Origin of the sequence: Pseudomonas sp. BE134 (genome assembly GCF_031456105.1) — a bacterium.
Taxonomy (GTDB): domain Bacteria; phylum Pseudomonadota; class Gammaproteobacteria; order Pseudomonadales; family Pseudomonadaceae; genus Aquipseudomonas.
Genome location: NZ_JAVDUA010000034.1, coordinates 38,170 through 52,033 on the forward strand (window position 1 = coordinate 38,170; position 13,864 = coordinate 52,033).

The window sequence follows — 13,864 nt, forward strand, 5'->3', positions numbered from 1 at the left end:
TTGCGGGTTCTGCTGATCAAGACTTCCTCGCTGGGCGACGTGATTCACGCGCTGCCGGCACTGACCGACGCCGCGCGGGCGATTCCTGGCATCAAGTTCGACTGGGTGGTGGAAGAAGGCTTTGCCGAGATCCCGACCTGGCACCCGGCCGTGGACAAGGTAATCCCGGTGGCGATCCGTCGCTGGCGCAAGAACCTCTGGCAAACCATCAAGAGTGGTGAGTGGCATCGCTTCAAGCAAAGCGTTCGTGCGGAAAAGTATGATCTGGTGATCGACGCCCAAGGCCTGCTGAAAAGTGCCTGGCTGACGCGTTACGTCAAGGCACCAGTCGCCGGACTGGACAAGGATTCGGCGCGCGAGCCGATGGCTGCACACTTCTACTCTCGTCGCCTGGCGGTGGGCCGTGGACAGCACGCAGTGGAACGGGTGCGTCAATTGTTCGCCCTGGCCTTGGGCTACGACTTGCCCAAAGGCTTGGGTGACTACGGCCTGAACGTCGAGCGCCTGGTGGAATTGCCGCGCAAGAATCCGTACGTGCTGTTTCTGCATGGCACCACCTGGGACACCAAGCACTGGCCGGAAGCTTACTGGCGTGAGCTGGCCGAGCGTGTCGGTTATCTGGGCGTTGCCGTGAAACTGCCGTGGGGCAATCCAGTCGAGAAAGCCCGGGCCGAGCGCATCGCCGCCGGGTTCCGCCATGTCGAAGTGCTGCCCAAGCTGAACCTGGCCGGTGTCGGCAAGGTGCTGGCCGGCGCACAGGCTTGCGTGGCCGTAGACACGGGCCTCGGTCATCTGGCCGCCGCGCTCGACGTCCCGACCTTGTCGCTGTTCGGGCCGACCAATCCGGGCCTGACCGGCGCCTATGGTAAAGCGCAGATTCACATCGCCAGCGACTTCCCCTGCGCACCGTGCCTGCAAAAAAAATGTACCTATCAACCGACGGAACAGGATGCCCGTCAGTTCGACCTGAAACGCGAGTGGCCTCTGTGCTTCACGCGCCTGAATCCCGAGCGTGTCGCGACCCGACTGAGCACGTTGTTACTGGCTGAGGAGCTGCGCTGATGCAATTGGCATTCGTCTTGTACAAATATTTTCCATTCGGGGGCTTGCAGCGCGACTTCATGCGCATCGCCCTGGAGTGTCAGCAGCGCGGCCATCAAATTCGCGTCTACACGCTGATCTGGGAAGGCGACGTTCCGCCGGGTTTCGAAGTGCTGGTGGCGCCGGTCAAGGCGTTCTTCAATCATCGGCGCAATGAAAAGCTCAGCGAATGGATGGAGGCTGATCTGGCCAAGCGGCCCGTGGATCGCCTGATCGGTTTCAACAAGATGCCGGGCCTGGACGTTTACTACGCCGCCGACGGCTGCTTCGAAGACAAGGCGCAAAACCTGCGTCATTCGCTGTATCGCCGTTGGGGCCGCTACCGGCACTTCGCCGAATACGAGCGCGCTGTGTTCGCCAAGGACGCCAAGACCGAAGTGCTGATGATTTCCGAAGTGCAGCAGCCGTTGTTCATAAAGCATTACGACACGCCGCTGGAGCGTTTTCATCTGCTGCCACCAGGCATCTCCCAGGACCGTCGCGCGCCGGCCAATGCCGCCGAGATTCGTGCCGGATTCCGGGGCGAATTCAACCTCAAGGACGATGAGTTGCTGCTGGTGCAAATCGGCTCCGGGTTCAAGACCAAAGGTGTGGATCGCAGCCTCAAGGCGCTGGCCGCATTGCCCGCTGATCTGAAGAAACGTACCCGACTGTTTGTAATTGGCCAGGATGACCCCAAATTATTCCAGATGCAGAGCGCCGCCTTGGGGCTCGGCGACAACGTGACGTTCCTCAAGGGGCGCAGCGATATCCCGCGTTTCCTGCTCGGTGCCGATCTGTTGATCCACCCGGCGTATAACGAAAACACCGGGACCGTGTTGCTCGAAGCCTTGGTGGCCGGGCTGCCGGTGCTGGTCAGCGCAGTGTGTGGTTATGCCCACTACATCGCCGAGGCGGATGCCGGGCTGGTGTTGGACGAACCGTTTGATCAGGCACAACTGACCCAGTACCTGACCGGCATGTTGAACGACGCTCAAGCACGGGCGGCCTGGAGCCGCAACGGTCTGGCCTTCGCCGAGACGGCCGATCTCTACAGCATGCCGCAACACGCGGCCGATGTGATTCTGGCGGAGCACGCTTAATGAAGTTGATGCTGGCTGAACCGTTCAAGAGCCTTTGGGCCGGACGCGATGCGTTCACCGAAGTCGAAGGTCTCGAAGGCGAGGTTTACCGTGAACTGGAAGCGCGCCGGACCTTGCGCACTGAAGTGAACGGCAATGGTTTTTTCGTGAAGATTCACCGTGGCATCGGCTGGGGCGAGATCTTCAAAAACCTGCTGACGGCCAAGCTGCCGGTTCTCGGCGCGGGTCAGGAATGGAAAGCCATTCAGCGCCTGAAAGAAGTCGGCGTGCCGACCATGACCGCCGTCGCTTACGGCGAGAAGGGCAGCAATCCGGCGGACCAGCACTCTTTCATCGTCACCGAAGAACTGGCACCGACCGTCAGCCTCGAAGACTTCAGTATTGATTGGGTCAAAAACCCGCCCGAGCCTAAACTCAAGCGTGCGCTGATTGCCGAAGTCGCGCGCATGACCGGCATGATGCACCGCGCCGGGGTCAACCATCGCGACTGCTACATTTGCCACTTCCTGCTGCACACCGATAAACCGGTGACCGCTGATGATTTCAAACTCTCGGTGATCGACCTGCACCGTGCCCAGACCCGCCCGGCAATCACTCGGCGTTGGCGCAACAAAGATCTGGCGGCACTGTACTTTTCGGCCCTGGACATCGGCCTGACCCGGCGCGATAAATTGCGCTTCCTCAAGGGTTACTTCCAGCAGCCGCTACGCCAGATTCTGGGCGAAGAAGCGTCGCTGCTCGCCTGGCTTGAAGGCAAGGCCAATAAACTTTATGACCGTAAACAGCGATATGGGGATGCGCTCTGATGGCGGGTTGGAAACTGGAGCCCGCGTATAGCGATCTGGCAGAAGATTTCGGTAGCCTTGAAGCGGTGTTCGCGCTGCAGGGCGAGCGGCTGACCCGTGACCTGTTGTCCGAGGTCATCCGCGTCAATCGTAACGGCGTCAATTACTACGTCAAACGCTACACCGGTGCCGGCAAAGGCCTGCGCCGTTACCTGGGCAAACCCCGGGTGAAGGCCGAATGGCAGAACCTCAAACGCTTCGCCAAGTGGGGCATTCCCACCGCCGAAGTGGTGGCCTGGGGGCTGGAGCGGCGCGGTGCGGCCTACAATCGTGGGGCGATGATCACGCGCGAATTGCCGAACACTGAAGACCTGTCGGCCCTCGCTGAACGGTTCGATTCCAAATTGTCGGACCGCGCCTGGGTCGACACGGTCAGCCGGCAGTTGGCCGCTTATACCCGGACCATGCACGACCATCGTTTCACGCATAACGATTTGAAGTGGCGCAATCTACTGATCGACGATCAAGCCCGGTTGTTCCTGATCGATTGCCCCAATGGTGATTTCTGGCGCGGCTTCTGGCTTAAATACCGGATCACCAAAGACCTGGCCTGCCTCGACAAGGTGGCCAAATACCACCTGTCGGCCACCCAGCGCCTGCGCTTTTATCTGCAATATCGTCAGCGTGACCGGCTCAATGCCGCCGACAAGAAACGGATCCGGCACGTGGTGAGATTTTTCGAGGGACGCGAATGACTGATTTTCTGGCCGCTGAAGACCGTGCGCTGCTTGAGCGCCATGGCCTCGGCACGTTCGATGCACTCTGGGCCAAACAGCTCGACGCCGTGGATGAGCCCAACACCGTCGGCGGTGGCTGGAGCAGCGTGTTTCGACTGGATCTGGAAGGTCGTGGTTTTTACCTCAAGCGCCAGAGCAACTACCTGACGCGCACCTTTCACGCGCCCTTCGGCGAGCCGAGTTTTGCCCGTGAGTTTCGCAACATCAGCCGTTATCAAAAGCTGGGCATACCAGCGCTGCAAGCGGTGTTTTTTGGTGAGCGCAAAGTCAACGGTGAAGTCCGCGCAGTGCTGCTGACCCGCGCGCTGGACGGTTGGGATGATCTGGATTCGTTGTTGCAGCGTTGGTCGAGCCTGAGCGAGGCGCAACACTCGGCCATTCTCAAAGCCTGTGGTGTTCTGGCGCGACGGCTGCATAGCGTGCGTCAGGTGCATGGCTGCTTCTATCCCAAACATATTTTTCTGCAAGCCAAGGGCGACGGTTTTCAGGCTCAGTTGATTGACCTGGAAAAGACCCGGCCGCTGCTGTTCGGTCAACGTGACCGTGTCAAGGACCTGGAACCGTTGCTGCGCCGCGCGCCGCAGTGGACCGAAGCGCAGTTGCGCGAGTTGTTGGCGGTCTATGTCGATCAGTCGCAGAACAGTTCGCTCGTGGACAGTTGGGTTTCGCGACTGACCGCGCGTCGCAGCCACAAGGAGAAGCGCTGATGCGCCTGTCCGAACTGAAAGACGCCGGCCGCAGCCCGAGCTTGCCGATGAACATTTCGCTGGCCGATGCCGCCGGTCCCGCCGAATTGCAGCTGCTGAGCTTGCTGCGGGTCTTGCCGGGACAACGGTACGTTGGCGCAGGGGTCTGGCGCGGCCGGCCGGTGTTGGCCAAATTGTTGGTGGGCAGCAAGGCAGCGCGGCATTTTCAGCGTGAACTGAACGGCGTGCGCTTGCTCGCCGATCAAGGCCTGACCACGCCGCAATTGCTGGCCGATGGCCTCAAGGAAGGCGAGGGTGGCTGGCTGTTGTTCGACTTCCTCGAAGATGCCGAGAGCCTGGGGGATACCTGGAAAAAAGTGGAACACCTGCCGGTGCTGGCGGATATGCAAGGCGCCGTGCTGGCTGAGGCGTTGGGTGCAATCGGCCAAATGCATCGCAAGGGCCTCTGGCAGGAAGACCTGCATCTGGACAACCTCTTGCGTCAGCGCGGGCGGTTGTACCTGATCGATGGCGGCGGCGTCTGTGCTGAAACACCGGGGCAGGCGCTGTCACGCAACAAAGTCCTGGAAAACCTCGGCGTGTTTTTTGCGCAGCTGCCCAAGACGCTGGAACCGTTCATCGAAGAATTGCTGGTGTATTACTTGTTGAGTAACGGCGAGCACGCCCTGCCGATGGAAGCCTTGCAGAAGCAGATCGACAAAGTTCGCGCCTGGCGCTTGAAGGACTTCCTGGTCAAAGTCGGCCGTGAATGCACGCTGTTCAGCGTCCGGCGCGGCGCATTTGCCTTGCGCGCGCTTCGTCGCGAGGAAGAGGCTGCGATGCTGCCGGTGCTTGAGCAGGCCGACGCGTTGCTCGATCAAGGCCATCTGTACAAGACGGGGGGCGCGGCGAGTGTGGGAAAAGTCGAGGTTGACGGTCGGACGCTGGTGATCAAACGCTACAACATCAAGGGATTTGCGCATTGGCTCAAGCGATTCTGGCGCCCGAGCCGTGCCTGGCACTCGTGGCACGAAGGCAATCGCCTGGCGTTCCTCGGCATTGCCACGCCCAAGCCGTTGGCGTTGCTGGAAAAGCGGTTTCTCTGGCTGCGCAGTCGGGCGTATCTGGTGACCGAGTATTTGCCGGGGCCGGACATCATCGAGCGCTTTGCGCCTTACGTCGAAAGTGGCGACGCTCCTGAGGCGGAGCTGCTGGCGCTGGATCATTTGTTTGCCGAGTTGATTGGCGAGCGCATCAGCCATGGTGACTTCAAGGGCCACAACCTGTTCTGGCATGAAGATCGCTGGGCGCTGATTGATCTGGATTCCATGTGTCAGCACGCCTCCGTGAGCAGCTTTGCCCCGGCATATGCCCGGGACCGGGCGCGGTTCATGCGCAACTGGCCTGAGAGCAGTGCGCTGTATCAGGTCATTGATCAGCGTCTTCCCAAGGAAGTTTCCAGCGCTGACTGATTCGGACCTTCGGCCTTATCGCGAGCCTGCTCGCGATGAGGCCAGATCAGCCGCCCTGGATCTAGAGGACAAGTTTTTTAGAATCGTCCTACATGATCCGCTGAACCCATGAACTGTGTCCTGACTAGCCACGATGCTAGTTTGCCTGACGTTCATGGAGGGCAGATTTTGTCGTTAAAAACAGCTATTGCGATCAGCGCCATCTCACTCGCGCTCGCTGGTTGCGGCACCGCTGCCACGGTGCTGCAATCTGACGAAGACGCAGCGCGCCGTCTCAGAAAACAAAAAACCTACTGCCAGTCCATCCCGCGCATTTACAGCGGCCTGGCCTACGATTTCTGCTACTTGAATGCCCCGCCTGATCCGGGAGGTTACCTCGCATCCTTTGTACTGATGGACCTGGCCTTGTCCGGTGCCCTCGACACGGTTTGCCTGCCCTATACCCTTTACCGGCAGACCACCGAAGGCAATCTCAGTATTTATGGTCAGTTAGGCCGCAGGTAACTATGTCGAGGTCTTTCTACTGTCAACGCGTGAGCTTGCCGCTTGACGCTAGAGGCTTGCCGCTGCTTTTACGCTATAATCCCGCCCTTTAGCTGTCTCTCGCTGCTTGCGAGGGCACATTAATTTTTGAGGCGCTTGTCGCCTGCATGCAGACTAAAGAGGCTAGACCCCTGTGGCATTGACGATTCTTGGCCTGTCCGGCGCCCTTAGCCATGATCCTTCAGCAGCCTTGTACATCGACGGCAAGCTGGTCGCGGCGGCTGAGGAAGAGCGCTTTGTGCGCGATAAACATGCAAAGAACCGCATGCCTTACGAGTCGGCGAAGTTCTGCCTGGAGCAGGCGGGTATCAAGCCATCCGACGTTGACGTGGTTGCGATTCCATTCGCCCCGATCAGCCTGTTCGGCAAGGCTCGCTGGCAGTACGCCAAGCGTTACTGGTACGCCCCGGACCGCGCCCTCGACGCGATCCTGATGGGCAACCGTCGCTACAAGCGCTATCGCAACAAAATTGTCTGGTGCCTCGAGCAACTGGGCTTCGATCCGAAGAAAATCAAGATCGAACCCGTCGAGCACCACCTGGCCCACGCCTCCAGTGCTTACCACTGTTCCGGTTTCAAAGAAAAAACCGCGATCCTGGGGATCGACGGCAAGGGTGAGTACGCCACGACCTTCTTCGGTTACGGCGAAAACGGCAAGATCCACAAGATCAAGGAATTCTTCGATCCGGACTCCCTCGGCGGCCTGTATGGCGCGATCACCGAGTTCCTCGGTTTCGATATGCTCGACGGCGAATTCAAGGTCATGGGCATGGCGCCGTACGGCGACGCCAGCAAATACGATTTCTCACGCCTGGCTTCGTTCGAAAACGGCGAACTGGTGATCAACACCGAATACGCCAACGTCATCGGCCTGCGTCGTTACAAAGAGAAGGGCAAGGGTTACTACTTCTCGCCGAAGCTGATCGAGTGGCTGGGTCCGAAGCGCGAAGGTGATATCGCCGACGAACCCTACATCCACTACGCCGCGAGCATTCAGGCGCTGTTCGAAAAGATTTCGCTGCAGATGATCGACTACTACCTGGGCGACGTGCTCAAGGAAACCGGCAAACTGGCTTACGCCGGCGGCTGTGCGTTGAACGTCAAGCTGAACCAGAAAATCATCGCCCGCGATGACGTCAAGGAGCTGTTCGTGCAGCCCGCGTCCGGCGATGCCGGCACGGCGGTCGGCGCAGCGGCGTATGTGTCTAACGCTCGTGGCGTGCCGGTCGAGAAGATGGAACACGTCTACCTCGGCCCTTCGTACACCAACGAAGACGTGCTCGCAGCCTGCGCCCGTCACCCGAGCAAACCGGTCTGGCGCAAGCTCGACAACATGCCGGAAAACATCGCCAAGATCATGGTCGACGGCAACCCCGTAGCCTGGTTCCAGGGGCGCATGGAGTTCGGTCCGCGTGCCTTGGGTGGTCGTTCGATCATCGGTTGCCCGAGCGCTGTCGGCGTGGCTGACCGCATCAACCACCAGATCAAGTTCCGCGAGCGCTGGAGGCCTTTCTGCCCGTCGATGCTCGACACCGTTGCTCCGCAGATGATCAAGATCGATCACCCGGCGCCGTTCATGACCTTCACCTTTGAAGTGGCTGAAGAGTGGAAAACCCGCGTGCCAGAAGTCGTCCACGAAGACGGTACGTCCCGGGCCCAGGTGCTCAAGCGCGAGTACAACCCGCGCTACTACGACATGATGAAGGCGCTGGAAGTGCTGACTGGCAATGGCGTGTCGCTGAACACCTCGCTGAACCGTCGTGGCGAGCCGATGATCTGCTCGCCTACCGATGCCCTGAACATGTTCTTCGGTTCCGATCTACAGTACTTGATCATGGAAGACATCCTGGTGGTTAAAGAGGGCGCCAACGCTTATGACTCGCTCGGCTGAACGCCATGTGCTGCAGTTCTGTCACGGCTATGACGGCCCGTTTCTGGACTGTGCCCGGCAGTACGCCAGCCTGTTCGCGGGGACTGGCTATCGAGTGACCACGGTCTTTCTGACCGGGGCCGCCGATAGCGACGTCGCTGCGGGCTGCGCTTCCGATGAAGTGCTGTTCATGGAATACAGCTCCAAGGCCATTCGTGGCCTGAAGCTGGGCGCCATCGGCGATCTGCGCAAGATCGCTGCCTCGCGTAATTTCAGTTTCTGCATTGCCCACCGTTTCAAGCCGATCTACATCGCCTTGCTCGGTACGTCGCTGCCGGTCATTGGCGTGCATCATGCCTTTGGCGATTACAAACGCGGCACCCGCAAACTGTTCGCCCATATTTTCCGCAAGCGTCTGAGTCTGCTCGGGGTCTCCGATGCGGTGCGTGACGACATGCGCAGTTGCCTGCCGAAATGGCCGGTCGGGCGGATTCAGACGCTCTATAACCGAATCGATGTGCCGGCCATGCAGACCAGTCAGGTTTCGGCTCGGGAGGCCCGGGAAACCCTGGGTCTGTCAGCGGATGCCTGGATTGTCGGCAACGTCGGGCGGTTGCATCCGGACAAAGACCAGACCACGCTGCTGCACGGTTTTGCCCTGGCATTGCCGCAACTGCCGGCCAACAGCCAACTGGTGATTCTCGGTAGCGGTCGGCTGGAACAGGACCTCAAGGAACTGGCACGCGAACTGGGCATTGGGGACCGGGTGCTGTTTCTCGGCCAGGTGCCGGATGCCCGTCGTTACTTCCGTGCCTTCAATGTGTTTGCCTTGAGTTCCGATCACGAACCTTTCGGCATGGTGCTGCTGGAAGCCATGGCCGCTGGCGTGCCGTTGCTCGCGACGGCTTGCGGTGGTGCGAGGGAAGTCGTTGAAGGGGTCGGCATCCTGTTCCCGTTGGGCGATGCCGAACGTCTGGCTCAAGGACTGCAACATCTGGCCGCAATGGACGATCAGCAACGTCATCAATGCGCCGAGATGATGCTTGACCGTTTGCGTGAGCATTTCTCCGACCGCGCCGTGCGCGATGCTTTCTGGCATTTGCCACACGTTACAGAACTGGCACCGAGGGGCTGATGCTCAACCGATTTCAAGGCTGGCGCGAACGTGGCTGGACGCTGGTCGACGCCTCGACTTATGCACAGACCTGGCAGCGTTATGGCGGTAGTGTCGCGACGCATCCCATGGTGGTTGAGCGCCTGGCACAGTTGGCCGAGATCCCGGTCCGTTACCTGGCTTGGGAGCAGAACGGTGAAGTGAAAGCCGCCATCCCGACCTGGGGGCGCGACCTGGCGCTGTCCAAGGACGTGCTCAAGCGCCGTGGAAAAAAAGGCCTGTTCGACCTCGGCAATGCCGAGGTGATCCTGCCAGCTGCCGCCGATGCACAAGCAGCGCTGCGCCATCGCGGACGTTATTTGTCGGCGCTTAGCGAAGGCCGATTCACCGATATCAAGCTGCAGGCCGAACAACTGGCCATGGCGCGCACGCCCGAAGAACTGTCGAAAAAATTCCGCTACAACCAGCGCCGTGAATTGCGTCTGCTGGAAGAAGCCGGTGGCGTTGTGCGTCCGGTGGCCGAGTTTTCCAGTACTGAGCTGGCGGCGATTTATTGCGACCTGTTCCAGCGCCGTTGGGGCTTTCCGGCCACGGGTGCCGAGCGCATGGGTGAGGTGATCGAGCTGCTGAGCGACTTGCTGATCGGCTCGGTGATTTTCCTCAACGATGCCCCGATCGCCATTCAACTGGTGTACCGCGTCGAAGCGCCGGAGTGGATCAGCGTCGAGTACATCAACGGTGGCGTCGATCCCGAAACCCGTGAGTTCAGCCCCGGCAGCGTGCTGAGTTTTCTAAACACCCAAAGTGCCTGGGAGCACGCGCGCGCCCTGGACAAGCCTTTGCGGTTTTCTTTCGGTCGTGCCGACCGGGAATACAAGGACCGCTGGTGCAACCCTGTGCCGGTTTTTACCGTGTGAGTGAACCCATGAGCCGCAAACAGCAACTGCTCAAGCGCCATCGGCGCAACAAACGCATCAGCCTGTTGATCGCGTTGATGCTGTTGATTGCTATCGGCGTGCTGGTGGCCTGGTGGTTGCCACTGGTGTTGGCGGTGCTGGGCTGGATTGCCCACGAGGCCTGGTTCGCCGACCACCTGTTTTACTCCCCCAAAGACGATTACCAATACAGCTTCCCGCCCTACACCCCGCAGCCCAAGGTGCATCTGGACGGCGAGCGCTTGCGCCTGGACGAAGGCGTGATGCTGGTCGACGACGCCACGCTGGTGTTGGCGCTACGGGTGAAAAGCACCTGGCTGGGGCGCTTTATCGACCCGGTGGTGGAGCTGTCGGGTGGTGATAACCCGGACCGACTGGCGTTTGAGCGCGGCGTCAATGGCCTGCGTTACCTGAACCTCAGTGGTCAGGCGCAAGTGCTTTCGCGTGGTGAGTTGCGCCTGTGTGGACGCTACTGCCGCTTGCTCGGCGAGCCGGTGTTGTGGGCGCTGGAGCAACCCGACTTCCGCCGGCAACGGGTGATGGTGATCGCACCCCACGCCGACGACGCTGAACTGGCTGCCTATGGGTTGTACAGTCAGGCCGACGAAGCCTGGATCGTCACACTGACGGCCGGTGAAATCGAAGCCGAACACTACCAACAGATCGGCTTGAACAAGGTCGAAGCGTCGCGGCTCAAGGGCCGTTTGCGCGCGTGGGACAGCATCGCGGTGCCGCGTTGGGCCGGCGTGCCGGAGGCTCATTGCGTGCAGCTGGGTTACTTCTGTCTGCAACTGGCGGCAATGCAGGCCGCGCCGGCGCAACCGGTCGCTTCGCGGGAAGCGGATTTGAGCGACACTCGCCTGTTTCGCCAGTTGAACCCGTTTGCCTTGCCGGGCGATGCTGACGGTGCACCCACCTGGAACAATTTACTGGCCGATCTGCGTGCAGTACTGCTGCGCGCGCGCCCCGAAGTAATCGTATTGCCGCACCCGACCCTCGATCCGCATCCCGATCATATGTGTGCTCAACAAGCGGTTCTCGAAGCCTTGAAAGGCCTGGAATGGCAACCGACCACACTGCTCGGCTACGCCAACCATCTGCACGACAACGACCGCTGGCCAATGGGCGATGCGGGGCATGGCATTGCATTGCCGCCAGCGTTCGACGCGGCGACGCCGATGCAGCCTTGCTGCCTGCCGCTGTCGCTGGAACTTCAGCGCGACAAAGCCATGGCGCTGGGCATGATGCATGACCTGCAACCCTCGATGCCGGTCAAGCGACGCCTGCGCCGGGTCATCCAGCGGCTGTTAGCCAGGCGCAAGCCGCCGGCCTACGGCGAGAACGAATTCTTTCGCAAGGCCGTTCGGCGTCACGAGCTTTTGTGGATACTCAAGCACACACCAATCAACGCTTCTCAGCGGGGAGAGTTATGAGCCAGCGGCTAAAGGTTCTGCAATTGCAGCCTGACTACAACGTCAAAGCCCATGATTTTGCCGACCTCGCAGAGCAGATCGTCAAGGCGCTGCCCAGTGATCGCTTCGAAGTGACGGCGGCGTTCCTGCGTGGCAAGCCGGGGCCGGGTGAGGCTATAAGCCGGGCCGACCGTTCGGTGTATTTCGAGTTTTCCGACAAATCCCTCAAAGGCATGCGCTTGCGGGCGATGTGGACGCTGTACAAGTTTTGCCGCGCGGAAAAATTCGACGTGGTGATCTGTAACCGCTTCAAACCCGTGAACATGATGCTGGCGCTTAACCGCTGGTTGAAAGTGCCACTGTGCATCGGTATTTCCCACGGTTTCGGTGAGTACGACCGGTTTTACCGGCGCCGCCAGACCCAGCGTCTGATCGATCGACACTGGCGTTTTGTCGGCGTGTCGCCGGCCGTTAAACAGTATCTGTTGGACTGCGACTGCGGTTTTACCGATCAGAATACCTACGCAATCACTAACGCCATCGACATCGAACAGGCCGAAGGTTTGCAGCACAGCCGCGAGCGTGCCCGTGAGTTGTTGGGTATCGATCCGTCGGTGCGCTTGATTGGCGCTCTGGGGCGTCTTGTGCCGGTCAAGGGTCATACCTACCTGTTGCAGGCGTTTGCTGCGCTCAAGGACAAGTATCCGGACACCCAATTGGCGATCATTGGTGCCGGCCGCGAAGAGTCGCGCCTGAACGCCGAGATCGAACGCCTGGGCCTGAGCGGACGCGCACACCTTCTGGGCTTCAGGGAAATCGCCTTGCAGTACATTCGTGCCTTCGACATCTGGACCATGCCGTCCCTGGCTGAAGGCCTCGGGCTGGCGCTGCTCGAAGGCATGAGCGGGCATCTGCCGGTGATCGCCTCCAACGTGCCCGCCATGCTGCCGCTGATTGAAGGAGCGGGCGGGCTGGCGATTACACCCAAGGATGTGCCGAGCCTGGTCGCAGCGCTGGATAATTACCTCGGCCTGTCGGATGACGAACTCAAGGCCAAGGGTGAGCAGGCCTATCGTTATCTGCAGGAACAACATGACATTGAGGTGTTCCGTCAGGAATACCTGAACCTGATCGATTCCGGCCTGGAACAGGCCCGCAAGGAACACCCATGAGCGCCGCGCAACCTCTCGTCACGGTCATCATCGCGTCGTACAACCACGCTCGCTACATCGAGGAAAGCATTCTCAGCGTCCTCAATCAGACTTATAAGAATATCGAATTGTTGGTGGTGGACGACGGTTCCAAAGACGACAGCGTTGAACGCATCAAGGTGCTGCAGGCGCAATATGGATTCGATTTTCGGGTTCAGCAGAATCAGGGTCTGACCAACACCCTCAACGGCGCCATTGCTCGCTCAAGCGGTAGCCTGATCGTGCCGTTCGGTTCTGATGACATCATGCTGCCGGAGCGCATCGCCACTCAGGTGGCGCACATGGATGGCAAGCCCGAGGTGGGTATCTGTGCCGGCAATATCGAGCTGATCGACGCCGACGGTAATCTGTACCCGGAGAAGCGTCAGCGCCGTGATGTGCCGTTTCGTCGTCTGGACTTCGATGACATGTTTCTGGAGCGTAAACCCTATCCACCCGCCCCGACCCTGATGATCCGTCGGGAAGCGCTGGACAAGGTAGGCGGATTCGATCCGAATATTCGCTTGGAAGATTTGCTGATCGAACTGAAGGTGACCCATGCCGGTTACTTTATCGATGGCCTGAATGTGCTGATGGCGCGCTATCGCAAACACGCCACCAACTCTTACAAAAACCACCGCTTCATGATCGACAGCATCCTGCGTACCTACGCGCTGTTCAGCGATCATCCACTGTACGACGAGGTTCGCTACAAGTTCCTCAGCTCGATGTTCCTCAAGACCGCCAACCGTGATCGCAAGCTGGCCCGTGAACTGCTGGCGCAGATTCCGTTCAGGGCCTGGAACAAGAAGACCTGGCGCGGTTTGGGGCGACTGTACTTCTCGCCGCTGGAAAAAGACTGATCCAGTTTCGATGC

General features: G+C 59.9%; 13 protein-coding genes. All 13 read left to right on the top strand.

Going from position 1 to position 13,864, the window contains the following annotated elements:
* Positions 1 to 1,062, top strand: a complete 1,062-nt coding sequence (gene waaC, locus J2Y56_RS24270) for a lipopolysaccharide heptosyltransferase I (protein ID WP_310353161.1) — start codon at positions 1 to 3, stop codon at positions 1,060 to 1,062.
* The gene (locus J2Y56_RS24275; protein ID WP_007947013.1) at positions 1,062 to 2,183 is read left to right on the top strand and encodes a glycosyltransferase family 4 protein; all 1,122 of its coding nucleotides are present in this window, start codon (positions 1,062 to 1,064) and stop codon (positions 2,181 to 2,183) included. Before waaC ends, J2Y56_RS24275 begins: the two co-directional genes overlap by 1 nt.
* Positions 2,183 to 2,989, top strand: coding sequence for a lipopolysaccharide core heptose(I) kinase RfaP (rfaP, locus tag J2Y56_RS24280; protein WP_310353164.1), 807 nt, complete (start codon positions 2,183 to 2,185; stop codon positions 2,987 to 2,989). The genes J2Y56_RS24275 and rfaP overlap by 1 nt, the downstream gene beginning before the upstream one ends.
* Entirely contained in the window at positions 2,989 to 3,723 is a 735-nt protein-coding gene (locus tag J2Y56_RS24285; protein WP_310338772.1) for a lipopolysaccharide kinase InaA family protein, read from the top strand. The genes rfaP and J2Y56_RS24285 overlap by 1 nt, the downstream gene beginning before the upstream one ends.
* Positions 3,720 to 4,472 carry a lipopolysaccharide kinase InaA family protein gene (locus J2Y56_RS24290; protein ID WP_310353166.1) on the top strand — a complete coding sequence of 251 codons (753 nt, stop codon included), beginning with the start codon at positions 3,720 to 3,722 and terminating at the stop codon, positions 4,470 to 4,472. Before J2Y56_RS24285 ends, J2Y56_RS24290 begins: the two co-directional genes overlap by 4 nt.
* Positions 4,472 to 5,923 carry a lipopolysaccharide kinase InaA family protein gene (locus J2Y56_RS24295; RefSeq protein ID WP_310353168.1) on the top strand — a complete coding sequence of 484 codons (1,452 nt, stop codon included), beginning with the start codon at positions 4,472 to 4,474 and terminating at the stop codon, positions 5,921 to 5,923. The genes J2Y56_RS24290 and J2Y56_RS24295 overlap by 1 nt, the downstream gene beginning before the upstream one ends.
* Positions 5,924 to 6,091: 168 nt before the next feature.
* Positions 6,092 to 6,427: a YceK/YidQ family lipoprotein gene (locus tag J2Y56_RS24300; RefSeq protein WP_081502805.1), complete on the top strand. Its 336-nt coding sequence runs from the start codon at positions 6,092 to 6,094 to the stop codon at positions 6,425 to 6,427.
* Positions 6,428 to 6,599: 172 nt separating this feature from the next.
* Positions 6,600 to 8,357 carry a carbamoyltransferase gene (locus J2Y56_RS24305; protein WP_007947007.1) on the top strand — a complete coding sequence of 586 codons (1,758 nt, stop codon included), beginning with the start codon at positions 6,600 to 6,602 and terminating at the stop codon, positions 8,355 to 8,357.
* Positions 8,341 to 9,471 carry a glycosyltransferase gene (locus J2Y56_RS24310; protein WP_310338758.1) on the top strand — a complete coding sequence of 377 codons (1,131 nt, stop codon included), beginning with the start codon at positions 8,341 to 8,343 and terminating at the stop codon, positions 9,469 to 9,471. Before J2Y56_RS24305 ends, J2Y56_RS24310 begins: the two co-directional genes overlap by 17 nt.
* Entirely contained in the window at positions 9,471 to 10,367 is an 897-nt protein-coding gene (locus J2Y56_RS24315) for an antimicrobial resistance protein Mig-14 (protein WP_310353171.1), read from the top strand. Before J2Y56_RS24310 ends, J2Y56_RS24315 begins: the two co-directional genes overlap by 1 nt.
* A gap of 8 nt (positions 10,368 to 10,375) precedes the next feature.
* Positions 10,376 to 11,818 carry a PIG-L family deacetylase gene (locus J2Y56_RS24320; RefSeq protein WP_310338752.1) on the top strand — a complete coding sequence of 481 codons (1,443 nt, stop codon included), beginning with the start codon at positions 10,376 to 10,378 and terminating at the stop codon, positions 11,816 to 11,818.
* The gene (locus J2Y56_RS24325) at positions 11,815 to 12,969 is read left to right on the top strand and encodes a glycosyltransferase family 4 protein (protein ID WP_310338749.1); all 1,155 of its coding nucleotides are present in this window, start codon (positions 11,815 to 11,817) and stop codon (positions 12,967 to 12,969) included. Before J2Y56_RS24320 ends, J2Y56_RS24325 begins: the two co-directional genes overlap by 4 nt.
* Positions 12,966 to 13,850, top strand: coding sequence for a glycosyltransferase (locus J2Y56_RS24330; RefSeq protein WP_007947001.1), 885 nt, complete (start codon positions 12,966 to 12,968; stop codon positions 13,848 to 13,850). The genes J2Y56_RS24325 and J2Y56_RS24330 overlap by 4 nt, the downstream gene beginning before the upstream one ends.
* Positions 13,851 to 13,864 lie beyond the last annotated feature (14 nt).

What these genes read in the sequence shown, in the direction of transcription:
- J2Y56_RS24275 (WP_007947013.1), top strand. Translation starts at nt 1,062, where the DNA reads ATGCAATTGGCATTCGTCTTGTACAAATATTTTCCATTCGGGGGCTTG.
- rfaP (WP_310353164.1), top strand. Translation starts at nt 2,183, where the DNA reads ATGAAGTTGATGCTGGCTGAACCGTTCAAGAGCCTTTGGGCCGGACGC.
- J2Y56_RS24285 (WP_310338772.1), top strand. Translation starts at nt 2,989, where the DNA reads ATGGCGGGTTGGAAACTGGAGCCCGCGTATAGCGATCTGGCAGAAGAT.
- J2Y56_RS24290 (WP_310353166.1), top strand. Translation starts at nt 3,720, where the DNA reads ATGACTGATTTTCTGGCCGCTGAAGACCGTGCGCTGCTTGAGCGCCAT.
- J2Y56_RS24295 (WP_310353168.1), top strand. Translation starts at nt 4,472, where the DNA reads ATGCGCCTGTCCGAACTGAAAGACGCCGGCCGCAGCCCGAGCTTGCCG.
- J2Y56_RS24310 (WP_310338758.1), top strand. Translation starts at nt 8,341, where the DNA reads ATGACTCGCTCGGCTGAACGCCATGTGCTGCAGTTCTGTCACGGCTAT.
- J2Y56_RS24315 (WP_310353171.1), top strand. Translation starts at nt 9,471, where the DNA reads ATGCTCAACCGATTTCAAGGCTGGCGCGAACGTGGCTGGACGCTGGTC.
- J2Y56_RS24320 (WP_310338752.1), top strand. Translation starts at nt 10,376, where the DNA reads ATGAGCCGCAAACAGCAACTGCTCAAGCGCCATCGGCGCAACAAACGC.
- J2Y56_RS24325 (WP_310338749.1), top strand. Translation starts at nt 11,815, where the DNA reads ATGAGCCAGCGGCTAAAGGTTCTGCAATTGCAGCCTGACTACAACGTC.
- J2Y56_RS24330 (WP_007947001.1), top strand. Translation starts at nt 12,966, where the DNA reads ATGAGCGCCGCGCAACCTCTCGTCACGGTCATCATCGCGTCGTACAAC.